Origin of the sequence: uncultured Castellaniella sp., assembly GCF_937988725.1 — a bacterium.
In the GTDB taxonomy this organism is placed as follows: Bacteria; Pseudomonadota; Gammaproteobacteria; order Burkholderiales; family Burkholderiaceae_B; genus Castellaniella.
This window is the reverse complement of the sequence record NZ_CALKHS010000003.1, coordinates 350,199-375,201: the sequence shown is the minus strand read 5'-3', so window position 1 is coordinate 375,201 and position 25,003 is coordinate 350,199. Positions and strand designations below refer to the sequence as shown.

The 25,003-nt window shown below is 68.5% G+C and carries 19 protein-coding genes and 1 tRNA gene; 5 read left to right on the top strand and 15 right to left on the bottom strand.

Annotated features, from left to right (window positions below):
* Positions 1 to 80: 80 nt before the first annotated feature.
* Complete coding sequence (locus tag Q0263_RS03190) at positions 81 to 1,262, top strand: PQQ-dependent sugar dehydrogenase (RefSeq protein WP_298013243.1); 1,182 nt, start codon at positions 81 to 83, stop codon at positions 1,260 to 1,262.
* 78 nt (positions 1,263 to 1,340) lie between these two features.
* Here Q0263_RS03190 and Q0263_RS03185 read toward each other — a convergent pair.
* A tRNA-Pro gene (locus tag Q0263_RS03185) sits at positions 1,341 to 1,417 on the bottom strand.
* A 64-nt stretch (positions 1,418 to 1,481) separates the two neighbouring features.
* Positions 1,482 to 2,447: an octaprenyl diphosphate synthase gene (gene ispB, locus Q0263_RS03180; protein ID WP_298013241.1), complete on the bottom strand. Its 966-nt coding sequence runs from the start codon at positions 2,445 to 2,447 to the stop codon at positions 1,482 to 1,484.
* Positions 2,448 to 2,555: 108 nt separating this feature from the next.
* On the opposite strand from ispB, the gene Q0263_RS03175 reads away from it, so the two are divergent.
* Together Q0263_RS03175 and Q0263_RS03170 are read left to right on the top strand one after the other, a co-directional pair.
* Positions 2,556 to 3,395 carry an ATP-binding protein gene (locus Q0263_RS03175; protein ID WP_298013390.1) on the top strand — a complete coding sequence of 280 codons (840 nt, stop codon included), beginning with the start codon at positions 2,556 to 2,558 and terminating at the stop codon, positions 3,393 to 3,395.
* A 43-nt stretch (positions 3,396 to 3,438) separates the two neighbouring features.
* Positions 3,439 to 4,440 (top strand): Nudix family hydrolase, encoded by a 1,002-nt coding sequence (locus Q0263_RS03170; RefSeq protein WP_298013240.1) that lies wholly within the window; start codon positions 3,439 to 3,441, stop codon positions 4,438 to 4,440.
* 19 nt (positions 4,441 to 4,459) lie between these two features.
* On the opposite strand, the gene Q0263_RS03165 is transcribed toward Q0263_RS03170, so the two are convergent.
* The 7 genes from Q0263_RS03165 to Q0263_RS03135 form a co-directional block, all read right to left on the bottom strand.
* Positions 4,460 to 5,998 carry an efflux transporter outer membrane subunit gene (locus tag Q0263_RS03165; protein WP_298013238.1) on the bottom strand — a complete coding sequence of 513 codons (1,539 nt, stop codon included), beginning with the start codon at positions 5,996 to 5,998 and terminating at the stop codon, positions 4,460 to 4,462.
* Positions 5,991 to 9,095 carry an efflux RND transporter permease subunit gene (locus Q0263_RS03160; RefSeq protein WP_298013236.1) on the bottom strand — a complete coding sequence of 1,035 codons (3,105 nt, stop codon included), beginning with the start codon at positions 9,093 to 9,095 and terminating at the stop codon, positions 5,991 to 5,993. Before Q0263_RS03160 ends, Q0263_RS03165 begins: the two co-directional genes overlap by 8 nt.
* Positions 9,092 to 12,175 (bottom strand): multidrug efflux RND transporter permease subunit, encoded by a 3,084-nt coding sequence (locus tag Q0263_RS03155; protein WP_298013234.1) that lies wholly within the window; start codon positions 12,173 to 12,175, stop codon positions 9,092 to 9,094. Before Q0263_RS03155 ends, Q0263_RS03160 begins: the two co-directional genes overlap by 4 nt.
* Entirely contained in the window at positions 12,172 to 13,452 is a 1,281-nt protein-coding gene (locus tag Q0263_RS03150) for an MdtA/MuxA family multidrug efflux RND transporter periplasmic adaptor subunit (RefSeq protein ID WP_298013232.1), read from the bottom strand. Before Q0263_RS03150 ends, Q0263_RS03155 begins: the two co-directional genes overlap by 4 nt.
* 11 nt (positions 13,453 to 13,463) lie before the next feature.
* Positions 13,464 to 14,216: a cell division protein ZapD gene (gene zapD / locus Q0263_RS03145; protein WP_298013388.1), complete on the bottom strand. Its 753-nt coding sequence runs from the start codon at positions 14,214 to 14,216 to the stop codon at positions 13,464 to 13,466.
* A 12-nt stretch (positions 14,217 to 14,228) separates the two neighbouring features.
* The gene (coaE, locus tag Q0263_RS03140) at positions 14,229 to 14,861 is read right to left on the bottom strand and encodes a dephospho-CoA kinase (RefSeq protein ID WP_298013230.1); all 633 of its coding nucleotides are present in this window, start codon (positions 14,859 to 14,861) and stop codon (positions 14,229 to 14,231) included.
* A 79-nt stretch (positions 14,862 to 14,940) separates the two neighbouring features.
* Positions 14,941 to 15,645, bottom strand: coding sequence for a prepilin peptidase (locus tag Q0263_RS03135; RefSeq protein ID WP_298013228.1), 705 nt, complete (start codon positions 15,643 to 15,645; stop codon positions 14,941 to 14,943).
* 71 nt (positions 15,646 to 15,716) lie between these two features.
* Here Q0263_RS03135 and Q0263_RS03130 point away from each other — a divergent pair, with 71 nt between their 5' ends.
* Positions 15,717 to 16,382, top strand: a complete 666-nt coding sequence (locus Q0263_RS03130) for a hypothetical protein (RefSeq protein WP_298013226.1) — start codon at positions 15,717 to 15,719, stop codon at positions 16,380 to 16,382.
* Here the strand turns inward: Q0263_RS03130 and Q0263_RS03125 are convergent.
* The 4 genes from Q0263_RS03125 to Q0263_RS03110 form a co-directional block, all read right to left on the bottom strand.
* Positions 16,344 to 16,682 (bottom strand): helix-turn-helix transcriptional regulator, encoded by a 339-nt coding sequence (locus Q0263_RS03125; RefSeq protein ID WP_298013224.1) that lies wholly within the window; start codon positions 16,680 to 16,682, stop codon positions 16,344 to 16,346. The genes Q0263_RS03130 and Q0263_RS03125 overlap by 39 nt on opposite strands.
* Positions 16,683 to 16,818: 136 nt before the next feature.
* Positions 16,819 to 17,673 carry a pantoate--beta-alanine ligase gene (gene panC, locus Q0263_RS03120; RefSeq protein ID WP_298013222.1) on the bottom strand — a complete coding sequence of 285 codons (855 nt, stop codon included), beginning with the start codon at positions 17,671 to 17,673 and terminating at the stop codon, positions 16,819 to 16,821.
* Between the two features lie 21 nt (positions 17,674 to 17,694).
* Positions 17,695 to 18,564: a ScpA family protein gene (locus Q0263_RS03115; RefSeq protein ID WP_298013220.1), complete on the bottom strand. Its 870-nt coding sequence runs from the start codon at positions 18,562 to 18,564 to the stop codon at positions 17,695 to 17,697.
* 9 nt (positions 18,565 to 18,573) lie between these two features.
* Entirely contained in the window at positions 18,574 to 18,765 is a 192-nt protein-coding gene (locus Q0263_RS03110) for a DUF3460 family protein (RefSeq protein WP_298013218.1), read from the bottom strand.
* Positions 18,766 to 18,836: 71 nt separating this feature from the next.
* On the opposite strand from Q0263_RS03110, the gene Q0263_RS03105 reads away from it, so the two are divergent.
* A complete protein-coding gene (locus Q0263_RS03105; protein WP_298013217.1) occupies positions 18,837 to 20,270 on the top strand; it encodes a DHA2 family efflux MFS transporter permease subunit in 1,434 nt (477 codons plus the stop codon).
* A 23-nt stretch (positions 20,271 to 20,293) separates the two neighbouring features.
* On the opposite strand, the gene Q0263_RS03100 is transcribed toward Q0263_RS03105, so the two are convergent.
* Together Q0263_RS03100 and metH are read right to left on the bottom strand one after the other, a co-directional pair.
* Positions 20,294 to 21,079: a helix-turn-helix transcriptional regulator gene (locus Q0263_RS03100; RefSeq protein ID WP_298013215.1), complete on the bottom strand. Its 786-nt coding sequence runs from the start codon at positions 21,077 to 21,079 to the stop codon at positions 20,294 to 20,296.
* Positions 21,080 to 21,138: 59 nt separating this feature from the next.
* On the bottom strand, positions 21,139 to 24,912 hold the full coding sequence (gene metH, locus Q0263_RS03095; protein ID WP_298013214.1) for a methionine synthase: 3,774 nt from the start codon (positions 24,910 to 24,912) through the stop codon (positions 21,139 to 21,141).
* Between the last annotated feature and the right edge of the window lie 91 nt (positions 24,913 to 25,003).

Below are 25,003 nucleotides of genomic sequence, written 5' to 3'. Positions count from 1 at the left end.
ATACAGATCGAGCCAGTATAAGACACGGAAGACAGGCTCACGGCCCGGCCGTATTGACCCGGGACGGGCGGGACACTACCGTGCAAGCATCGCCCCAGAAAGCCGCGCACGCCATGAACCTACCCGCTCTCCGGACCAGCCTGGTGCTGGCCGCCTTGCTGACCCTGCCGCTGCCACGCGCCACCCAGGCCGCGTCGGTCAACGCAGGCGCCATCGCGCCGGACGCCGCCGCGCCCTTTGCCGTCCGGAACATCGCCACGTTCGATGGCCCCTGGGCCATCGCCTTCCTGCCGGACGGCCGCCTCGTGGTCACCGAAAAAGCCGGCCGCATGTTCCTGGCCACGCAGGCCGGCGCAAAGACCGCCATCCACGGCATTCCCGCCGTCTATGACCGGGGCCAGGACGGCCTGCTGGACGTGGCGCCCTCGCCGGATTTCGACCGGGATCGCACCCTGTATTTCACCTTCGTGGCGCTCGACAGGGCGGGCGGCGCGCTGGTCCTGGCCCGCGCCCGGCTGGAAGAATCCGCCGGCGGCGCGCGCCTGAGCGCGCCGGAAACCCTGTGGCGGCAACAACCGTCCAGCCGCGGCGGCCAGCCGGGCGGCATCATCGCCTTTTCGCCCGACGGCAGGCATGTGTTCCTGGCGGTCGGCGACCGGATGGAGCCCGAGACCGCCCAGGACCCCGATGCCGCCCGAGGCAAGATCCTGCGCCTGAACCGGGACGGCTCCGCCCCGGCCGACAACCCCATGGCCGGACAGGCCGGCATCCGCGCGCTGACCTGGACGACCGGCCACCGCAACCCCTACGGCCTGGCCTTCGCCCCCGACGGGCGGCTGTGGGAACACGAGATGGGCCCCCGGGGCGGCGACGAACTGAACCTGATCCTGCCCAGCAAGAACTACGGCTGGCCGGTGGTGTCCAACGGCGACCAATACAGCGGCATCCCGATTCCCCGGCACGGCACCCATCCGGAATTCGAAGCCCCCTTCGTCTACTGGACTCCGGTGATCGCCCCCGCAGGATTGGCGTTCTACCAGGGATCGCAATTTCCGGCATGGCGAGGATCCGCATTGATCGGCGGACTGGTCGCGCGCGGCCTGGTCAGGATCGCCTTCGAATCCGACAGCGCCCGGCAGGCCGACCGCTGGTCCCTGGGCGCGCGCATCCGCGACGTCGCCGTGGCCCCCGACGGCGCGGTCTGGATCATCCAGGACGGCGCCGATGCCGCGCTGCTGCGGCTGACGGCAGGAACACGATGAACGCCCATCCTCCGCTTACGGACCAGGGCCATGAAAAAAGCCGGATCAGCGAAACGCGTGATCCGGCTTTTTGAATGGTGGTCGGGGTGACATGATTCGAACATGCGACTCCTACGTCCCGAACGTAGTACTCTACCAGGCTGAGCTACACCCCGACGGTGATGCTTCGAAGAACGGCAAGCCGGGAAACCCCAGCACACGCGCCCTTCTCGGGAATTTTCAACGGTCGCGCTCGACCGCGAAAGCACAGAATTTTAGCAGAGTTTCGCGGTAAACGGAATTCGGGAAGGCGGACAGCGCCTGGCGGGCCAGATCGGCTTCGGCCTGGGCGGCCTTGCGGGTGTAGTCCAGCGCATCGGTGGCGTGGATGGCGCGGGCCACGGCCTCGAAGTCGGCGTCGCCGGTTTCGATGGCGCGGCGGATCAGGGCGCGCTGTTCGGCGGAGCCCGTCTCCAGCACGCGGATCAGCGGCAGCGTAGGCTTGCCTTCGCGCAGATCGTCGCCCACGTTCTTGCCCAGCGCCTGCACGTCGCCGCTGTAGTCCAGCACGTCGTCGATCAGCTGGAAGGCCGTGCCCATGTGGCGGCCGTAGGCCGCAGCGGCGGATTCCTGTTCGGGCGTGGCGCCGGAAATGATGGCTCCCACCTGGGCGGCGGCTTCGAAGAGTTTCGCGGTCTTGTAGCGCACGACCTGCAGATAGCGGTCCAGGGAGACGTCCGGATCGTGGACGTTCAGCAGCTGCAGGACCTCGCCTTCCGCGATGATCGTGGTGGCGGCCGATAGCACGGCCATGGCCGCCATCGAATCCGATTCGACCATCATTTCGAAGGACCGCGAATACAGGTAATCGCCCACCAGCACGCTGGCGGCGTTGCCGAACACGGCATTGGCCGTGTCGCGGCCCCGGCGCATGTCGGATTCATCGACCACGTCGTCGTGCAGCAGCGTGGCGGTATGGATGAATTCCACCACGGCCGCCAGGCGGTGATGATTGTTCCCCTGATAGCCCAGGGCGCCCGCCACCAGCAGCACCATGGCCGGGCGCATGCGCTTGCCGCCCGCGCCGACGATGTAATCGCCGATCGTGCGGATCAGGACGACTTCGGAATCCAGACGGGCGCGGATGACGGCGTCGACCGCCTGCATGTCGGACACAATGGGGGCGAAGAGTTCGGAGAAATTCAAGGCGGACCCGGATACTGGTGGGCGCGGCGCCGGCCGCAAAGACCCAGATTATACTTTCCGGATCACAATCAGGAGAACCCAGTGGCTGACCCACAATTGCAGGCACTCATGGACCGCGCGATGGGCGTGCTCGCCCAGATCGAGGCCTGGCTGCCGCCCGCGCCGCCCGCCATCGACTGGAGCGCTCATGCCTACCGCTGGCAGCGGCGCGGCGCGCGCGGCTGGCTGGACGCCGTCCACCGCATCGCGCCCATCCGCCTGGACGACCTGCAGCACGTCGAACGTCAGAAGACCACGCTGGAACGCAATACCCTGGCCTTCCTGCAGGGCAAACCCGCCAACAACGTGCTGATGACCGGCGCGCGCGGCACGGGCAAGAGCTCCCTGGTCCGCGCCCTGCTGGATGCCCATGCCGGCCAGGGCCTGCGCCTGATCGAGATCGACAAGTCCGACCTGGGCGACCTGGGCCAGATCATCGAACTGATTTCCGACCGGCCGGAACGCTACATCGTCTTTTGCGACGACCTGTCCTTCGAGGAAGGCGAGGCCGGCTACAAGGCCCTGAAATCCGCCCTGGACGGCTCGGTGGCCTCGCCCGGCGACAATCTGCTGATCTACGCGACGTCCAACCGGCGCCACCTGATGCCGGAATACATGCACGAGAACCTGGAAGCCCAGCACCAGCCCGACGGCGAAATCCATCCCGGCGAAACCGTGGAAGAAAAGATCTCCCTGTCGGAACGCTTCGGCCTGTGGCTGTCGTTCTACCCCTTCGCGCAGAACGACTACCTGGACATCGTCAACCATTGGCTGGCGTTCCACGGCTGCACGGCCGAACAAATCGACGCGTCCCGTCCCGAAGCCCTGCAATGGGCGCTGGAGCGCGGCTCGCGCTCGGGCCGGGTCGCCCGGCAGTTCGCCCGCGACTGGGCGGCCCGCCATGTCTGACGCCGCCCCGGCCGCCCACTGAAACCTCTGTCCCTGATTCGCCATGACTGATCCAAAACCCTATGTACGCGTGGCCGCCGGCCTGATTCTCGACGCCCGGGGCCGGCTGCTGCTGGGCCAGCGCCCCGAAGGCAAGGCCTGGTCGGGTTGGTGGGAATTCCCGGGCGGCAAGATCGAGGCCGGCGAAACCGTCGAACAGGCCCTGATCCGCGAACTGGACGAAGAGCTGGGCATCCGCGTCACCCGCGTCTATCCCTGGGTGGTGTACGTGCATGAATATCCCAAGTCCATCGTCGAACTGGCCTTCTGCCAGGTCACGGCCTGGGACGGGGAACCTCACGGCCGCGAAAATCAGGCGCTGGACTGGGTGGACCCCTGGGACGTCCGCCTGGACGAATCGGAACATCCGATCGCGCCGGGCGGCGGTTCGCTGCTGCCGGCCGCCGCGCCGCCGCTGCGCTGGCTGCGCCTGCCCACCCGCTACCGCATCAGCCGCATCGGCCATCCCGACCATATCGAAGGCTGGCTGGCCAGGCTGCGCCAGGAACTGCTGGGCGGCCTGCAACTGGTGCAGTTCCGCGAGCCCGGCTGGGCCGGAGACGCCGACAGCCTGCAGGCCGCCTTCCAGGCCACCCTGGCGCTGTGCCGCCAGCAAGGCGCCCGGTGCCTGATCAACAGCTGCCACCCGCACGCCTGGTGGTCGCAGGCCGACGGCGTGCAGCTGCGCGCCGCCGACGCCGTGCGCGTCCTGCAGCAGGACACGCGCCCGCCCGGCTGGCTGGGGGTCTCGGCGCACGACGAGCAGGGCATCGCGATCGCCCGGGAACTGCAGGCCGATTTCGTGGTGCTGGGCCACGTGCATGCGACCGACAGCCACCCGGACGCCGAGCCTCTGGGCTGGGAACGGTTCCGCACGCTGGCCGCGACGGCCGGCCGGCCGGTCTTCGCCATCGGCGGGCAGTCCCTGGATACCCAGGAAGCCGCGCGGCGCAACGGCGCCCACGGCATCGCCGCCCTGCGCGGGCCGCTGATCGAAGCCTGCTGACTTCCGGCCTGACCCCGGGTCAGCGCCCGCCCGCGCCGGAGACCGCTCCGGCGGCGGGCGCCGCGTCCCGCAAGGGTTCGACGTAGCCGCCGCCCAGGGCCGCGACCAGCTGCACGGCGGCGGTCAGGCGCTGCGACCGCAGGCTCAGCACGTTCTGTTCCGCGCTCAGGGCGCTGGTCTGCGCCTGCACCACGCTCAGATAATCCACCAGGCCGGCCTGGTACTGGTTCGTCACCTGCCGCAGCGTTTCGCGGGATGCCGCCAGGGCGCGCTCCTGGGCCTCTTGTTCCCGCACCAGAGCCTGCGACTGCACCAGAGCGTCCTCGACCTCGCGCAGGGCATCCAGCACGGTCTTGCGGTATTGCGCCGCCTGGGCGTCGTAGGCGGCGCGGGCCGACTCGACGGCCGCGCTGCGGGCGCCGCCGTCGAACAGGCTGAGCGCCAGGCTGGGCCCCAGCGTCCAGAACCTGGCCGGGGCCATGATCCAGGATGCGAATTCCCCGGCCCGATAGCCCCCCTGGGCATCGAGCGTCAGATCCGGGAACCAGGCGGCCCGGGCCACACCGATCTGGGCATTGGCCTGCGCCGCGCGGCGCTCGGCCGCCGCCACGTCCGGACGCTGCTGCAGCAGGGCCGAAGGCACGCCCACCGGCACGGCGGGCACGGACGGCAGGCCCTCGCCCGCCGGCATCCGGAAGCCCGCGGGAACCTGGCCCAGCAGGATAGCCAGGGCATGCACCTGCTGTTCCCGCTGCCAGCCCAGGCGGATGCGCTGCACCCGCGTCTGGTCCAGCTGGGCCGAGGCGGCCGCCACGTCGGCCGACGACGCCACGCCGGCCTCATAGCGGTTGCGCGTCATCCGCAGCGCCCGCTCGTACTCGTCCAGGGTGCGGGCCAACAGCGCATCCTGGAGCTGGCTGGCGCGCACGCCGACGTAGGTCTGCGCCAGGGTGGACTGCAGGCTCAGGCGCATGGCGGCCAGATCCGCCGCGCTGGCCTGGGCGCCGGCCCGGGCGGCTTCGACGCTGCGGCGCACCCGGCCCCACAGATCGACTTCCCAGCTGACGCTGCCCGACAAGGAGAAATTATTGGAAGGATTGTTGGCGCCGGACAGTCCCTGCCCCGACCGGGTGGCGGAGGACGACACGCCCACGGACGGGAACAGCCCCGCCCGCGCCGACCCCAGTGCGGCCTGCGCCTGGCGATACTGGGCTTCGGCCTGGGCCACGTCCAGATTGCCGGCGGGCATGCGCGCCATCAGGTCATCCAGCCCGGCATCGCCGAACATCCGCCACCAGTCCGAGGCCAGCGCCGTGTCGCCCGGCTGCGCGGGCTGCCACTGGCCCGCCGGGGCATGGGCATAGGCGGCGCCGAGGTCCTGCGCCGGGCGCTGGTAGTCGGGACCGACGGCGCAGGCGCCCAGGGACAGGCCCAGCGCCAGCGCCAGGCCCAGGCGGGCGCGCCGGAAGGCCCGTCCGTCGTGGAGCGTCCGCCCGCCGGACGAAGGACGGCGATCCACCCCGGCTGCAAACAGGGAATCCACAGAAGCATCAGACATGCGGCACCACATTCCGGAGATGATCGGTCGAACGACGCGCGCCCCGCAGGCGATCCAGGCTCAGATACACCACCGGCGTCGTATACAAGGTCAAAATCTGGCTGACCAGCAGGCCGCCCAGGATCGTCAGGCCCAGGGGCTGGCGCATTTCCACCCCCGCCCCCGTCGCCAGCAGCAGCGGCAGCGCGCCCAGCATGGCCGACAGCGTCGTCATCAGGATGGGGCGCAGGCGTGCCAGGCAGGCCCGGTAAATCGCTTCGCGCGGGTCCAGGCCTTCGCGGCGCTGGGCCTGCAGGGCGAAATCCACCATCATGATGGCATTTTTCTTGACGATGCCGATCAGCAGGAACACGCCGATCAGCGCGATCAGGGTGAATTCCATGTTCACCAGGCGCAGGGCCAGCAAGGCGCCGATCCCGGCCGAGGGCAGCGTGGACAGGATGGTGATCGGGTGCACGGTGCTTTCGTACAGCATGCCCAGCACCAGGTACATCGCCACCAGGGCGGCGACCAGCATCCAGGGCTGCTGGGCGACGGCATCGCGCATCAGTCCCGAGCTCTGGTCCAGCCCGCCCTGGAGCTCCTGGGTCGGCAGGCCGATCCGGGCCACGGCCTGGTCGATGGCGCTCAGGGCCTGGTCCAGCGACACCCCCGGCGCCAGCCCGAAGGAAATGGAATCGGCCGCCAGCAGGCCGTCATGATTGACGGATCTCGGGGCCGTGCCTTCTTCGATGCGCGTGAAGGCCATCACGGGGACGCGCTCGCCCTGCGCATTGATCACCTGCAGGGCCTGCAGGGAATGGGCGTCCTGCGCGTATTGCGGCTGCACGCCCATGACCACGTGGTACTGGTTCAGCCTGCCGTACAGCACGGCCACCTGACGCTGGCTGAAGGCGTTGTTCAGCACCCCGGCCAGGTCCGCCATCTGCACGCCCAGGCGCCGCGCGGCGTCGCGGTCCACGACCAGTTCCAGGCGCCGGCCCTTGTCCTCGACGTCGTCGTCGACGTCCACCAGTTCCGGCAGCCCGGCCAGCACCGTGCGCACTTTCTGCAGCCATTGATTCAGCAGCGCCAGGTCGCTGCCCATCAACTGATACGAATAGGACCCCGCGCGCGAGGAGTGTCCCACGAAGATATCCTGCTGCGGCACCAGGAACATCCGCGCGCCCGGGGTGTGCTCGAAGCGCGAGCGCAGCCGGTTGACGACCTGGGTGGCGCTGACCCGGCGCTGATCCAGGGGTTTGAGCTGGATCTGGATGAAACTGGAATTGCTGCCGCCGCGCCCGCCGGCCGTGGCGGTGACCGTATCCACGGCGGGGTCCGACAGCAGAATCTTGCGGAAGGCATCCAGGCGCTGCTGGGTCTCGCCGAACGAAGTTCCCGTGTCGACGCGAAAGAACCCCATCAGCTGCCCAGTGTCCTGCTGCGGGAAAAACCCCTTGGGCACGCTGATGTACAAGTAGACATTCAGCCCGACCGTGGCCAGCAGAAGCAGCAGCACGATGCGGGAATGATCCAGCGCCCAGCGCAGGGACATCTGATAGGCCCGCAGGCAGGATTCCCCCACCCGCTGCGACAGCCTCGCCAGCCGGTTGCGCCGCGCGGGCCGGTCCGCCGGCGTCACCCGCAGCAGGCGCGACGCCATCACGGGCGTCAGCGTGACGGAAATCAGCAGGGACACGCCGATGGCCGCCGACAGGGTGACGGCGAACTCCTCGAACAAACGCCCCACCAGGCCGCCCACCAGCCACAAGGGGATGAAAACGGCGATCAGCGACACGCTCATGGCCAGGACCGTGAAGCCGACTTCGGTGACGCCGCGCAGGGCGGCGCGGGCCGGGCGCATGCCGCGCTCGATGTGGCGCATGATGTTTTCCAGCACCACGATGGCATCGTCCACCACGAAACCGGTGGCGACGATCAGCGCCATCAGGGAAATGCTGTTCAGACTGAAACCGAACCACCACATCAGGCTGAAGGTGCTGATGAGCGACGCCGGCACGGCGATCGCCGGAATCAGGGCCGCCCGCCAGTTGCCCAGGAAGGCGAACACCACCGCCACCACCAGGATCACCGACAGCACCAGGGTCAGTTCGGCCTCGTGCAGGGACGCCCGGATGCTGGGCGTGCGGTCCTGGGCGATGGTCAGGCGGACCCGCTCGGGCAGCAGGGACTGGAAGGCGGGCAGCAGTTCGCGCACCGCATCGACGGTGTCGATGATGTTGGCGTCGGTCTGGCGGCGGATGATCAGCAGCACGGCCGGCCGGTCATTGAAATAGCCGACCTGGTTGGTGTCCTCGACCGAATCGCTGACCTGGGCCACGTCGGCCAGGCGCACCGGGCGGCCGTCCTTCCAGGCCACGATCAGGGGGGCGTAGTCGGCCGCCTTGCGCAGCTGGGCGTTGGCGCGGATCTGCCACTGCCGGTCGTCGAGCTGCACCAGCCCGCCCGGACGCAGGGAATTGACGTCCTGCAACACCTGGCGCACCCGGTCCAGCGGCACGCCCATGGATTCCAGGGCGCGCGGATCCAGCAGCACGCGCACGGCCGGCAGCGAACTGCCGCCCACCGTCACCTGCCCCACGCCGCCGACCTGCGACAGTTTCTGCGCCAGCACGGTGGACGCCAGGTCGTACAGTTCCCCCTGCGTCGCCGTGTCCGAGGTCAGCGCCAGCGTCATGATGGGCGAGGACGAGGAATCGACCTTGCGGTAGACGGGGTTGCCGCGCATGCCCGAGGGCAGCAGGGGCCGCGCGGCATTGATGGCGGCCTGCACGTCGCGCGCCGCGTTGTTGATGTCGCGGTCCAGCTCGAACATCAGGGTGATGGTGGTCTGGCCCTCGCTGCTGCGCGAACTCATGCTGCTCACGCCCGCGATGGCCCCCAGCGACTGTTCCAGCGGCATGGCCACGCTGGTGGCCATGGTTTCCGGACTGGCCCCCGGCAAAGAGGCCGACACCGAGATCATGGGGAAATCCACCTGCGGCAGGGGCGCCACCGGCAGGAAACGCAGGGCCAGCGCCCCGGCCAGCACCATGGCCAGGCACAGCAGGGACGTGCCCACCGGCCGGCGCAGGAACAGGGCGAAGAACCTCATGGCTGTTCCGGGCCCGCCCTGCGGCGGGCCAGCCGTTCAAACATCAGATAAATGACCGGCGTGGTGAACAGGGTCAGCAACTGGCTGCACAACAGGCCGCCCACCATGGCCAGGCCCAGCGGCTGGCGCAATTCCGCCCCCGAGCCCGTCGCCAGCATCAGGGGAATGGCGCTGAAGAACGCCGCCAGCGTGGTCATCAGGATGGGCCGGAAGCGCAGCAGGGCGGCCTCGTGGATGGCCGCCTGCGGACCCAGCCCGCGCTCGCGCTGGGCGTCCAGGGCGAAGTCGATCATCAGGATGGCGTTCTTCTTCACGATACCGATCAGCAGGATGATGCCGATCACGCCGATCATGTCCAGTTCGATCCCGCCGATCCACAGCGCCAGCAGGGCGCCGATGGCCGCCGACGGCAGCGTGGACAGGATCGTCACCGGATGGATCAGGCTTTCATACAGCACGCCCAGCACGATGTACATGGTGACGACCGCGGCCAGCAGCAGCCACAGGGTGCTGGACAGGGACGCCTGGAAGGCCTGCGCCGCCCCCTGGAACTGGATATCCACGGAATCCGGCACTCCCAGCGCATCGCGGGCCGATTCGATGGCCTGCACCGCGTCCGACAGCGCCGCCCCCGGCGCCAGATTGAAGGACACCGTGGCGGCCGGGAACTGCCCCAGGCGCTGCACGGCCAGGTGCGCGACGCCCGGCACGAAACGGGCGACGGTCGCCAGCGGCGTCACCCCGCCGTCCGCCGTCGGCACGTGGATCTGCGCCAGGGCCCGCGGCCCGCCGTCGATGAAGGCGGCGTCGGCCTCCAGCACCACGCGATACTGGGCCGACTGGGTATAAATGGTGGAAATCAGGCGCTGGCCGAAGGCGTCGTACAAGGCATCGTCGATGGAGGACTGCGTGACCCCCAGCCGCGCAGCGGCGTCCCGGTCCACCTGCACCTGCAGGGCCAGCCCCCGGTCCTGCAGATCGCCCGCCACGTCGCGCAGTTGCGGCAGGTCCTGCATGGCCTGGACCAGGCGCGGCGTCCACGCCGTCAGCACGGTCTCGTCGGGACTGGACAGCGTCATCTGGAACTGCGCCCGGCTGACCTGATCCTCGACCGAGAGTTCCTGCACGGGCTGCAGCCAGACCTGCAGGCCGACGCTGCCGTGCAGAGACTGGTTCAGGCGGTCGATGACGGCGTCCGCGCGGTCGCCGCGATCGGCCAGCGGCTTCAAGGTGATCTGCAGGCGCCCGGTGTTCAGGGTGGTGTTGTCGCCGTCGATGCCGATGAAGGACGTGACGGATGCGACGGCCGGATCCCGCAGCACCCGCGCGACGGCGTCCTGCTGCAGGCGCGACATGACGGCGAACGAGGCCGTCTGCGGACCTTGCGTGATCGCCTGGATCGCCCCGGTGTCCTGCTGCGGGAAAAAGCCCTTGGGGATGCCCGCGTACAGCGCGGCCGTGACGGCCAGCGTGCCCACGGCGAACCACAGGGTCGCCCGCTGATGGCCCAGCACCCACAGCAGGCCCCGGTCGTACCAGGCGACCAGGCCATCCATCATGCGGCCCGCCTGCCGCAGGAAGCGGCCGTGCCCCGCTTCCGATTCCGGCCGCAGCATGCGGGCGCACATCATGGGCGTCAGGGTCAGGGAAATCAGCAGGGACAGAAGGATCGCCACCGCCAGCGTCACGGCGAATTCGCGGAACAGGCGCCCGACCACGTCCGCCATGAAGAGCAGCGGGATCAGCACGGCGATCAGCGAGACGGTCAGCGACACCAGGGTGAAGCCGATCTGCCGCGCCCCGCGCAGGGCGGCCGTCATGGCGCTTTCGCCCTCCTCGATGTGGCGGGCGATGTTCTCGATCATGACGATGGCGTCGTCCACCACGAAACCGGTGGCGATCGTCAGCGCCATCAGGGTCAGATTGTTGATGCTGAATCCCAGCAGGAACATCAGGCCGAAGGTGCCGACCAGCGACAGCGGCACCACCACACCCGGGATCAGGGTGGCCCGCCAGGTGCGCAGGAACACGAAGGTGACGGCCACCACCAGGGCGATGGCCAGCAGCATTTCGATCTGCACGTGTTCCACCGAATCGCGGATCGTATGCGTGCGGTCCGACGCCACCTGCAGGTCCACGCCCGTGGGCAGGGTCTGCCGCAGTCCCGGCAGCAGTTCCTCGATCCGGTCGACCACCTGGATGACGTTGGCGCCGGGCTGGCGCTGGATGTTCAACAGCACGGCCGGCGTGCGGTCGAACCAGGCCGCCTGGTACAGGTTCTCGGCATCCCGGCGCACCTGGGCGACGTCGCCCAGGCGCAGGGGGGCGCCATTCTCGTAGGCCAGGATCAGGCGTTCGTAGTCGGACGGGTCCTTCAGCTGGTCATTCACGCTGATGGTGAGCGAACGCTGCGGGCCGTCCAGATTGCCCTTGGGCTGATTGACGTTGGACTGGGTCACGGCGCGGCGCACGTCGGCCAGGGTCAGCTTGTGCGCCGCCAGCGCCTGGGGATCAACCTGGATGCGCACGGCAGGCCGCTGCCCGCCGGTGACGCTGACCAGGCCCACGCCGCCGATCTGCGAAAGCTTCTGCGCCACCCGCACTTCGATCAGGTCGCGCACCTGGTCCAGCGGCAGCGTGGGCGAGGTCACCGCCAGGGTCATCACCGGCGCGTCGGCCGGGTTGACCTTGCGGTAGATTGGCGGCGAAGGCATGTCCGACGGCAGCAGGTTCGACGCCGCGTTGATGGCCGCCTGCACCTCCTGTTCGGCCACGTCCAGCGGCAGGCCCAGGTCGAAACGCAAGGTGATGCGCGAAGACCCTCCCGAACTGGTGGACAGCATCTGCGACAGGCCCGGCATCTGGCCGAACTGGCGTTCCAGGGGCGAGGTCACGAGCGCGGTCATCACGTCCGGCCCGGCCCCGGGGTAGAGGGTCGTCACCTGGATGGTGGGGAAATCCACCTGCGGCAAGGCCGACACCGGCAACTCCCGATACCCCATGAAACCGGCCAACGCCAGGGCCACCATCGCCAGCAGCGTGGCGATGGGCCTGAGGATGAACGGGCGCGAGAGGTTCACGAAGCCGGGCCTTTCGGGGCGCCTCCCGCGGGCGGGGCCGCGTCGGCCGTCCCGCGTTGCGAACCTCCGTCCGCCGGGGCCTTTGCGGCCGGCGCGGCATCCGGGCCCGCCGCGGCGGCCTGCGGCGTCACGATTTCAACCAGGCTGCCTTCGCGCAGGCGATCCGTGCCCTCGAGCACGATGCTGTCGCCGGCCTGCACGCCGGATTCGATCACCACCTGATTGCCGTCATCCACCCCCGTCGTCACCGGCACGACATGCGCCTTGCGCTGGGCATCCACGCGGTAGACGTACTCGCCCGCCGAACCGCGCTGCACGGCCCGCAAGGGCAGGACCAGGCCGTCTTCCAGCCCCAGGCGCAGGCGCACCTGCACGAACTGATTGGGAAACAGGGACTCGTCGGCGTTGTCGAAACGCGCCTTGAGCTGGACCGTGCCCGTGGCCACGTCGATCTGATTGTCCACGGCGATCAGCTGCCCGGTCGCCAGCACGGGGCCGCCCGCCTGGCCCAGCAGCTGCGCCTGCAGGCCCAGATCCGCGCGGCGAGCCGCCAGCAGGGCCGGCAGGCGGGTCTGCGCAATGGCGAACACCACGTCGATGGGCTGGTTCTGGGTCAGCACGACCAGGCCATCGGCGTCCGAGGCGTGCACCATGTTGCCGACGTCCACCTTGCGCAAGCCCAGCCGCCCGGATACGGGGGCCGTGATCCGCGTGTAGCCGAGCTGCAGCCGGGCGTCGTCCACCGCGGCCTGATCGATCTTGGCCTGGCCCTGCAGCTCCCGCACCTGGGCGCGGGCGGCATCCAGCTGCTGGCGGGCGACGGAATCCTGTTTGAACAGCCGCTCGTACCGGGCCAGGTCCAGGCGGGCATTTTCCAGCTGGGCGGCGTGCTGCGCCTGCTGCCCCTGGGCCTGCTGCAACTGGATCTGGAAGGGGCGCGGATCGATCACCGCCAGCAGATCGCCGGCCTGCACCGACTGGCCGTCGGTGAAATGCAGGGACTGCAAAGGCCCGTCGACCCGAGAGCGGATCGTCACGGTCGCCGGCGCGGTGACCGTGCCCAGCGCCCGCAGCGCGCGGTCGATCCGACCGGACGTCACGGCGACGACGGATACCGGCGTGGCTTGCCCCGCCCCGCCCCGGAATCCCCGCCCGCCGGACTGATCCGCGCCTCGCGGCCAGAACAGCCAAAGCGCCAGGACCGCCGCCGCGCACAGCGCGATCCAGACCCACAAGCGACGGCGCCCGCCCGCAGGCCGCGTCGAGGATTCGATCATGATGGGAAGTCCTAGATGTTGCAGCGGGCGAGGCGGAAGGCGATGTCACGGCTGGCCGGTTGCGGCTTCATGACATTGTCCTGCATGGAAAACCGCACCCAGATGACGTATTTGTTGGCGCTGATTTCGGGGAACACCCCTTGCTGGGGATCGACCCAGACCCGCAGCAGCTGGAAGGTCTTTCCGCCCAGCATTTCCTGGTAGGCGCCCTGGCCGGCCAACTGGTCGCGGGCGTCGCCCGCATCGCGCAGCAGCTGCAGGATCAGGGCCATGGCGCGGTGCAGCGGCAAGATGGGTTCGATCCAGCCATGCAGGTCGCGCACCCGAGCTTCGGGAGGCTTGATCTGCCAGGCGTAGTAGGACGGCAGGTCGATGGGCGACGAGCCGCCGGGCACGGTGATCCGCCCGCGCAGGCTGGCCAGCCATTCGTTGTCGCGCAGGCACTGGCCGATGCGCCCCTGCCCCGCCAGCGCGCCGGACACGGATTGAATTTCGTCGAGCAGGCTGTCCAGCGTGGGGCGATCGACGCCCGGATGTTCGCGCAGGGCCGCCAGGGCCGTGCGGTGCCGGTCGAGATCCTGCAGGACCGCCGTGCGGACATCGGCCCGTTCACACACGTCGAGCAGGTCGAAGAGCGTGATCATGGCGATCTGGTGATGATGCGCGTCTTCGCCGCGCGCGAAATAGAACAGGCGGTCGAAGAGATACTCTACCCGGAGCAGAGTGCGTACACGTTCATTACAGGGGTACTCGTACAGAATCACACGCAAAAGACCCTAATCATGAATGGCCGATCCATGGCGCGATCGGGAAGCCAGGTCGCACCAGGACTGATGGCAGGACCAGGACCGCCGGCGCAGCGCATCCAGATCGGTGGCGCCATCGTTGAGGATGATGTCGTCGGCAACGGCCAAGCGGTCTTCCCGGGAAGCCTGAGCGGACATGATACGCCCAATGGTCTCCGGCGTCAGCCCGCTGCGGCCCTGCACCCGGCGCACCTGCGTGGCCGGATCGCAATCGACGACGCAGATGCGGTCCACGCGGTCGCGCCAGCGACCGGATTCCACCAGCAGCGGCACCACAAACACCCGGTACAGCCCCTGCGCGGCCTCGGCCCGGGCCCGCACGGCCTGGTCGATCAAGGGATGCAGGATGGTTTCCAGACGCTGCCGGACGGCCGGATCGGCGAAGGCCCGGTCGCGCATCCAGGCGCGATCCAGGCGGCCGTCCGCCGCGATGGCCTGCGCGCCGAAGGCCTGGCGCAACGGATCGATCGCGGCGCCCCCGGCTGCCGTCAGGTCATGGGCGATCTGATCGGTATCGATCACGGCCGCCCCCCACTGGGCCAGCCAATCGGCTACCTGGGTCTTGCCGGACCCGATCCCGCCCGTCAGGCCGATCGAAAACATGCGCGAATCCCGCCCCAAGGTGAAAACATGACTTTACCCCAGACGGGGGCCCGGGGATCACGGCCCGGGACGCGCGCCCCTACCCCAGACGGGTCAGCCAGGCCCCGGCGGCCTCGGGCCATAGAATCCACGGACAGGCGGCCAGCGCCAGATACGGACCGAAGGGGTGGGCCCGCAGCCGGTATCCCGGGCGGCAGACCCAGGCCAGCAGACCCAGGATGCTGGCCCCCCACAGGATCGCCAGCGCGGCGGACCCGCCCAGCCAGCCCGCCAGCATGGCCAGGCATTTGACGTCCCCGCCGCCAAAACCGTCCCGGCCGCGCACGCGGCGATACAGGCCGGCGGCCGCCGCCAGGCCTCCCCACACCGCGATGGAGGCGCACGGCGCATCCGGCAGGCCCTGCGGCCCCAGCCACCAGCCCGCAGCCATCAGGGGCAGCGTCAGGGCGTCCGGCAAAAGGCCGCTGCGTCCATCCAGCCAGGCCAATGCAGCCAATCCCAGTCCCAGCGGCAGGAGTGCAAGGCCGGCCCAGCCTTGCAGAGCCAGCAGCCCGGCCGCCAATCCCCCTGTCGCCAGGGCGCCCCAGCCGTCCCGCCGCCACCGGACGGGCCGCCGGTAGGTTTGGCCCGCCGCCCGCCACAGCGTGCCCGCAGTCGCGGGCGCACCCGCCCGAAGGCGGGCAGCATATTCCCGCGACCAGGGTTCGAACCGCAACCCGGCGCCCGCGCACAGGATCGCCGCCCCGGCCATCGCCAGCCAGGCCCCGCCGCCGTCAACCGCCATGGCGGCCAGCCCTGCCCAAGCGGGCCGCAAATGCGTAGAATGGCGTTTCCGCCCCTCCGACCGATACTGTCATGCCGCGCCCCATTGCCACTTCACTGACCCGCCTGCTGGGCCTTAGCCTGCTGACGCTGCTGGGCGCTTGCGCCCAGCAAAGCGCGCCGGGTTATTACGACACCCCGCGTGAAAGCACCACGTCCGACGCCCTGCACCGCGCCCAGGGCGATTCCGGTACCCAGGCGCCGGCCCAGCTGCAACTGGGCTTCGGCGGCCAGGAACAGAAATCCAAGTCCGCGGCCGCCCCGGCGGCGGAATCCGGCGCAAGCGCCGGCGCCGCCCAGCCGGCAGGCGCCGCCGTGCCCCGCGAACTGGCCGAATCCCGCACTTATCTGGGCACCATCGCCTGCATGGACGGCGGCCAATGCCCGCCCAGCCGCATGACCCTAACCCTGGCTCCGGACGGCCAATGGCGCGCCCGCAACACGCCGGTGGACGGTAGCGGGCCCGCCCGCGCCACGCTGGGCTGCTGGTACCTGACGGGCACCGATCCGGTGCGCATCGTGCTGCAGACCGGCGACCAGGCCCGCGCCAGCCTGGAATTCAGCACATCCAACGTGCTGCGGGTCACACGCCTGAACGGTCAGGCGCCTCTACTGGAATCCAGTCTGACCCGCCAGGCGGATCTGGACCCGATCACGGAACTAGCTTCCAAGCCCGCCCAGCACTGCGCCGCACGCTGATCCGGCCCGCGCCGGGCGCCAGGGATGCCGCGCCACGTCAGGGCGCGGCGACGGGCTCGCCCCCTGATCGTCCGACAGGGGCAGTTTCAGGCGCACGTAATGCTGGGTCAGTTCCACCGCGTTGCGCACGCCGACCTTCATGAAGATGCGCGCCCGGTGCGCCTCGATGGTGCGCTGCGACACCCCGAGTTCGGCGGCAATGTATTTGTTGGAACGCCCCCGGGTGATGTAGTCCGCGACTTCGCGTTCCCGAAGCGTCAGGCGCCGGGTGATCGAACCCTGCGCGTCTCCCAGATTCATGCCCATGATCGCCATGGCAATCCCCCGTGTGTTGTTTCTGGTGAGGGGATTCTGTCATGCGGCCCGACGCCCGGCAGCTGTCAGGCCTGCCAGACGCGCGGATGCGGGAACTTCCCGGGGCGCCGCCCCGGGCCCGTCAGCGCCCCGCCTGGAATTCCAGGTTGTCGATCAGGCGCGTGCTGCCCAGGCGGGCGGCCGTCAGCACCACCAGCGGTTCGCCCTGGCGGATTTCCTCCACGGTGGGAGGCAGGAGATCGCGCTGCCGGCGCACGGCCACGTAATCCGGGTCCCAGCCCCGATCCCGCAGCGTCTGCATGGCCTGGGCCTCGACCACGGCGCAGTCATCCTGGCCGCCCCCGATCGTGTCGCGCACCCGCTGCAGCAGGCCGTACAGCTGGGGAGCCTCGGCACGTTCCACGGTCGACAGGAAGCGGTTGCGCGATGACAGCGCCAGGCCGTCGGCGTCACGCACGGTTTCGTGGGCCAGGATTTCCACCGGCAGCTGGAACTGCCGGCACATGGCCCGCACCACCATCAACTGCTGATAGTCCTTTTTGCCGAACACCGCCACGCGCGGCTGCACGCAGGAAAACAGCTTGAGCACCACGGTGCTCACGCCCATGAAGAAATCCGGGCGGAATTCGCCTTCCAGGATCTTGCCCAGGGCCTCGCCGGGCTGGATGCGGAAATTCTGCGGCTCGGGATAGAGTTCGCGCTCGTCCGGAGCGAACAGCACGTAGACGTCGCGCTCGCCTTCCAGTTTTTCGATGTCCTCGGCCAGCGTGCGCGGATAGCGGTCGAAATCCTCGTTGGGGCCGAATTGCAGGCGATTGACGAAAATGCTGGCCACCACCGGATCGCCATGCTGGCGGGCCAGGCGCATCAGCGACAGATGGGCGGCATGCAGATTACCCATGGTGGGCACGAAAGCCACGCGCAACTGGCCCCGCAGCTGGTCACGCAGATCTTCGATGGAATGGACGACTTTCAAGGCAAGCTCCGGCGCGGGCACTCAGGCCGAGCGCGTATAGGACAGTCTGACATACAGCGGCGCATAGGGCGCCGCCTGGGTGATTTCCAGCAGGGATTCGCGCGCCAGTTCCAGCAGGGCCAGAAAGTGCACGACGATGACGGCGGCCGGCTCACCCATGCGGATGCGTTCCATGAACAGATCCGTGAACTCCATGAAGCGCACGTCCGAGAGCCGGCGCAGGATATGGCTCATGTGATCCCGCACGGACAGCTGTTCGCGGGTGATGCGGTGGCTGGCGTTCAGGCGCGCCCGCTGCAAAATGGCGGTCCACGCATCGCGCAGGTCCGCGGGGCTGACGGCCGGCAGCACGGTCTCGACATCCAGGTCGGCCTGCGCATGCGCTACGTGGAAATCGCGGCCGACGCGCGGCAGGGCATCCAGGCGCTGCGCGGCCAGCTTCATGCGCTCGTATTCCAGCAGGCGGCGCACCAGTTCGGCCCGGGGATCCTCGACTTCCTCGCCGGTATCGGACTGGCGCACGGGCAGCAGCATGCGCGATTTGATCTCGATCAGCAACGCCGCCATCAGCAGGTATTCACCGGCCAGTTCCAGATTGGTGCGGCGGACCTGCTCGACATAGCTGAGATACTGCGCCGTGACTTCCGCCATGGGGATGTCCAGCACATTGAAATTCTGCTTGCGGATCAGGTAGAGCAGCAGGTCCAGCGGGCCCTCGAAGGCTTCCAGGAAGACTTCCAGGGCATCGGGCGGGATGTACAGGTCCTGGGGGATGGCGAACAGGGGTTCGCCGTACAGCCGCGCCAGCGCCACGTGATCGACCACGTCGGGCGTGCTGTCCACAGCCGGCGCCATCAAGGCATCCAGCCCGGTGGCGGGCTCTGGCGGCATGACGGCCGGTCAGGCCTTTTGATAATAGACGTAGGGATCCTGGGCGACCCGGGCGGCGCGAAAGCCGTCCTGCTGTTCGGCATCCAGTTCCTTGTCCCAGAGGCGGAAGCGCCCGGCGCGCTGGCGCGCTTCGGTGTCGGGATGTTCCGTCTTGTACTGGTTGATGAATTGTGTCAGTTCGGAGGTGAAGTTGTTTGCCATAATAGTGCCGTTGCCGATTCTCATGACCGATGCGCTCCAAGTGTACTGCACTCCGACGCCCGCGCGTGCCTATGCCCGACCCCAGTAGATCTTCCGCCCCGCCCCCCGCCGCCCGCACCCGGGAACAACGGATGATCCCCTTCATCGTCGGCTGCGCCCTGTTCATGCAGATGCTGGATTCCACGGTGGTGGCCACGGCCCTGCCCGCCATGGCGCGGGATTTCGGCACCACCGCCGTGCACATGAACATCACCATCACGGGCTATCTGCTGGCCACGGCCGTCTTCGTGCCCATCAGCGGCTGGGCGGCCGACCGGTTCGGGGCGCAGCGGGTCTTCCTGGCCGCCATCCTGCTGTTCGGCCTCAGTTCGGCGGCCTGCGCCGCGTCGCAGACCCTTTCGCAGCTGGTGATCTCCCGAGTGGTCCAGGGCGCGGCGGGCGCCATGATGGTGCCCGTCGGGCGCATCATCCTGCTGCGGCGCATCCCCAAATCCGAACTGGTCCAGGCCATGGCGTTCCTGACCCTGCCCGCCCTGCTGGGGCCCGTCATCGGTCCGCCGGTCGGCGGCTTCCTGGTGACGTACGCATCCTGGCACTGGATCTTCCTGATCAACATCCCCGTCGGCATCCTGGGCATCGCGCTGGTGCGGCGCTACATCGCCCGCGACGTCCCGGACGGCAAGCCGCGGCTGGACACGCTCGGTTTCCTGCTCAGCGCCGTGTCCATGGCGGCGCTGATGATCTGCCTGGAAGCCGTCGGCCACGGTGACCTGGGCGCCGACGTGATCGTGAGCCTGCTCCTGCTGGGCCTGGTCTGCGGGGTGCTGTACATCCGCCACGCCCGCCACGCCACCTATCCGATCATCGACCTCAGCCTGCTGCGCGTCCAGACCTTCGCCGTCTCGGTGCTGGGCGGCAATCTGTGCCGCTTCGGTAGCGGCGCCTCGCCTTTCCTGCTGGCCATCCTGCTGCAGGTGGGCTTCGGCCTGTCCGCCTTCTCGGCCGGCATGATCACCTTCACCTCGGCGGCCGGCGCCCTGCTGATGAAACTGGTCGCCACGCCCATCGTGCACCGCTTCGGCTTTCGCCGCGTGCTGATGTGGAATGCGCTGATCGCCGCCTGCTTCACGGCCGCCTGCGCCCTGTTCCAGGCCAGCACGCCCGTCTGGCTGATGGTCGCGGTGCTGCTGATCGGGGGCTTCTTCCGCTCGCTGCAGTTCACGGCCGTCAACGCCCTGACCTACGCCGACCTGGATTCCGCGCAGATGAGCCGCGCCAGCAGCTTCTCGGCCATGGCGCAGCAGCTGGGCATCAGCCTGGGCGTGGCCTGCGCGGCGGTCACGCTGAACCTCAGCATCAGCCTGCGCGGCGGCATCGAGGCCGACCGCATCGACGTGATGTGGGGTTTCGCGGCGACGGCGCTATGCGTGGCGGCATCGGCCCTGTCGTTCCGCAGGCTGTCGAACAGATCGGGCAATCAGCTGCGCCACCGCCGCGAAGCCTGAGCCCGGCCGGGCCGCCTCGCAGCTCAGGCCTGGTCTAGCAGCATGACCAGTTTGCAGTCCGGGCGCACCGCCAGCCGGAACGTGAACTGCCGGAACATCAGTCGGCCGCGCGCCGGGTGCTGGAATTCGCGCACGCCGCCTTCCCGGTCCACCACGGTCTGGCGCGTCCAGCAGCCGGCGAACAAGGGGCTGCCCGCCTGCAATTCGGCCACCAGGGCGCCGATGGCGGGGTCTCCGGCCAGCGCCGCCACGTCGGCGCGGAATTCCGCCACCACGCGGCTGGCGCGCTCTTCCCAGTCCACCACCAGGGTGCGAGCGGCCGGATCCATGAAGATGTAATGCAGCAGATTGGCCCGCCCCTGCCCTGGCCAGCCGTCGAACAGCCGCTGCAACGGCGGATTCCAGGCCAGCACGTTCCAGGCCTGGTCCAGGATGTAGGCCGGCCCCTGGATGCTGTCCACGCAGTCGCTCAGTCCATCGGGCAGGGCCACGGCATCCAGCTGCCCCGCCTGCGGATCGGCGCATTCCGCCAGGCTGAACAGATAATGCCGTTCGGCGCGCGCCAGCCGCAATGTTTCGGCCAGCCGGCGCCAGACATCGACCGACACGGAGACTTCACGGCCCTGCTCGATCCAGGTGTACCAGGTCGTGCTGATGCCGCAGAGCTGGGCGACTTCCTCGCGGCGCAGGCCGGGCGTGCGCCGCCGCAACCCCGGCGGCAGGCCGTGGTCGCCCGGGCTGACCCGGGCGCGCGCGCTGCGCAGGAACGCCCCCAGGGACTGGCGCCGGGCCGCATCGTCACGCGGCATGACGGCGCTCCCGGCAGACCGCCAGGCGCGGCACGCCGCCCCCGCCCCGCCCCGGGTCGTCAGCGCAGGGTGCTGGCCAGCGTGCGGCGCACATCGTCTTCCTCCCGCCCCGTGCGGCGCACATAATCGGCCACCTGGTCGGCGCCGATGTTGCCGACGTTGAAATACTGGGATTGCGGATGGCTGAAATAGAAGCCGCAGACGCTGGACGCCGGCATCATGGCGTAGCCTTCGGTCAGCTGCATGCCGATTTCGCCGCAATCCAGCAGGTCGAACATAGCGCGCTTGACGATGTGCTCCGGGCAGGCGGGGTAGCCGGGCGCCGGGCGGATGCCCTGGTATTTCTCACCGATGATGTCCTCGTTGGACAGCGCCTCGTCGGGCACGTAGCCCCACAGGTCGCGGCGCACCCGGGCATGCAGGGTTTCGGCGAAGCCCTCGGCCAGGCGGTCCGCCAGCGCCTTGAGCATGATCACGGAATAGTCGTCGCCGGCGTCCTGGAACTGCTTTTCGTATTTCTCGATGCCGATGCCGCCGGTCACGGCGAACATGCCGATGTAGTCGGTGACGCCCGAATCCCTGGGCGCGATGAAGTCCGCCAGGCACTTGTTGTCCACGCCCTCGCGCTTCTGCGTCTGCTGGCGCACGCCGCGCCAGGTCAGCAGGACCTCGCTGCGGGTCTCGTCGCGGTAGATCTCGATGTCGTCGTCATTGACGCTGTTGGCCGGATAGAACGCCACGATGCCGTTGGCCGTCAGCCAGCGCCCTTCGACGATGCGCTTCATCATGGCCTGGCCTTCCTCGTACAGCTTGACGGCCTGCTCGCCCACCACATCGTCGGTCAGGATGGCGGGGAACTGCGCCATCAGGCCCCAGGACTGGAAGAACGGCGTCCAGTCCAGGAACTTCAGGATCTCGTGCAGATCGTAATGCTGGAAGGTGCGCCGGCCGATGAACTTGGGCCGGGGCGGCGTGTAATTCGCCCAGTCGATGGCGGGCTTGGCGGCCCGCGCTTCCTGGATGGTGACCATGGGCGTAGCCTTGCGGTTGGCATGGCGTTCGCGCACCAGTTCGTATTCGTCGGCGACTTCCTTCAGGTAGGTCTCGACCTGATCGGACATCAGGCTGGTGGCCACGCCCACCGAACGGCTGGCGTCGGGCACGTAGATCACGGGACCTTCGTAATTGGGCGCGATCTTCACGGCCGTGTGCACCCGGCTGGTGGTGGCTCCGCCCACCAGCAGCGGGACGTTGCGCTCGCGGAAATACGGGTCGCGCTGCATTTCGGAGGCGACGTAGGCCATCTCCTCGAGGCTGGGCGTGATCAGGCCGGACAGCCCGACCATGTCCGCGCCGACTTCCTTGGCCTTGTCCAGGATCTTGGCGCAGGGCACCATGACGCCCATATTGATGACTTCGAAGTTGTTGCACTGCAGGACCACCGTGACGATGTTCTTGCCGATGTCGTGCACGTCGCCCTTGACCGTGGCGATGACCATCTTGCCCTTGGACCGCACGTCGCCGCCGGCTTCTTCCAGCAGGCGCTTTTCTTCCTCGATGAAGGGCAGCAGGTGGGCCACGGCCTGCTTCATCACGCGAGCGGATTTCACCACCTGCGGCAGGAACATCTTGCCCGCGCCGAACAGGTCGCCCACGACGTTCATGCCGTCCATCAGCGGCCCTTCGATCACTTCGATGGTGCGTCCGCCGGCCGCGTCGATTTCCACGCGGACTTCTTCCGTGTCCTCGACGATGAAGGTCGTGATGCCGTGCACCAGCGAATGGGTCAGGCGCTCGCGCACCGTGCCCTGGCGCCACGTCAGGTCTTCTTCCTTCTTCGTGCCCGAGCCCCGGATGGTCTCGGCCAGTTCCACCAGGCGCTCGGTCGAGGTGCGCTCGTCCGCCGGGTCGGTCTTGCCGACCGGTTCGGGGCGGTCCATCACCACGTCCTCGACCAGATCGCGCACCTGCTTGTCCAGTTCCGAATACACGCCCAGCTGGCCCGCGTTGACGATGCCCATGGTCAGGCCGCGCTGCACGGCGTAGTACAGGAACACGGCGTGGATGGCCTCGCGCATGGCCTCGTTGCCGCGGAAGGAGAAGCTGACGTTGGAAATCCCGCCCGACACGCGGGCGTGGGGCAGGTTTTCCGTGATCCAGCCGGTGGCCTCGATGAAATCCATCGCGTAATGGTTGTGCTCGTCGAGCCCGGTCGCGATGGCGAATACGTTGGGGTCGAAGATGATGTCTTCCGGCGGGAAACCCACCTGATTGACCAGGATGTCGTAGGCCTTGGCGCAGATGTCGATGCGCCGCTGCAGGGTATCGGCCTGGCCGTCGGTGTCGAAGGCCATGACCACCACGGCCGCGCCGTATTTGCGGCACAGCCGGGCGTGTTCGATGAAGGCCTCTTCGCCTTCCTTCATGGAAATCGAGTTCACCACGCACTTGCCCTGCACGCAGCGCAGGCCGGCTTCGATCACCGGCCATTTGGAGCTGTCGATCATCACCGGCACGCGGGAGATGTCAGGTTCGGACGCCAGCAGATTCAGAAAGCGCGGCATGATGGCCAGGGCGTCGAGCATGCCCTCGTCCATGTTGACGTCGATGATCTGGGCGCCGTTTTCGACCTGCTGGCGGGCGACGGACAGGGCCTCGTCGAATTTTTCTTCGCGGATCAGGCGCAGGAACATCTTGCTGCCCGTCACGTTGGTGCGTTCGCCGACGTTGATGAACAGCGTGTCGCGGTCGAAATTCAGCGGCTCCAGGCCCGACAGGCGGGTCTTGACCGGAATGACCGGCGGCTGGCGCATGGGCAGATCGCGGACTTTGCGGGCGATTTCGCGGATGTGGTCCGGGGTGGTGCCGCAGCAGCCGCCGACCACGTTCACCAGCCCGGCCTGGGCGAATTCTTCAAGCAGGCCGGAGGTGTCCGAAGGGGTTTCGTCGAAGCCGGTTTCCGCCATCGGATTGGGCAGACCCGCATTGGGATAGACGCAGACGTAGGTATCGCAGATCTTGGACAGTTCCGCGACGTAGGGGCGCATCAGGGCGGCGCCCAGGGCGCAGTTCAGGCCGATGGTGACGGGCCGGGCATGGCGCACGGAGTTCCAGAAGGCCTCGACGGTCTGGCCCGACAGGATGCGGCCCGACGCATCGGTCACGGTGCCCGACACCATGACGGGCAGGCGGATGTTGCGCTCTTCGAACACGGATTCGATGGCGAAGATGGCGGCCTTGGCGTTCAGGGTGTCGAAAATGGTCTCGACCAGCAGGATGTCCACGCCGCCGTCGATGAGGCCGTTGATCTGTTCGGTATAGGCGACGCGCAGTTCTTCGAAGGTGACGTTGCGCGCGCCCGGATCGTTGACGTCCGGCGACAGGGACGCGGTCTTGGGCTGGGGCCCCAGGGACCCGGCGACGAAGCGCGGGCGGTCGGGCGTGGACACGGCGTCGCAGGCTTCGCGAGCCAACCGGGCCGCCGCCACGTTCAGGTCGTAGGCGATGTCCAGCAGGCCGTAATCGCCCTGGGCGACGCGGGTGGCGCCGAAAGTGTTGGTTTCGACGACGTCGGCGCCGGCTTCCAGGTAGGCCTGGTGGATTTCCCGGATGACGTCGGGCCGTGTCAGGGACAGAAGGTCGTTGTCGCCTTTGACGTCCCGGTCATGGCCGGCGAAGCGTTCGCCGCGGAAGTCGGCCTCGGTGAGTTTGTAGCGCTGGATCATGGTGCCCATGGCCCCGTCCAGCACCACGATGCGCTTGCCCAGGAGGCGGACGAAGTCGGCGCCGCGGGTATAGGATTCGACGGGATATGGCAGGGCGGGATAGGACACGGCGGGATCCGGGGCTGATGGACAAACTTTCATTGTATCGCTGGGGGTGCGGGACCTCATCGAGTGTCGTGGAGAGCTGTGCCGGGGTCCG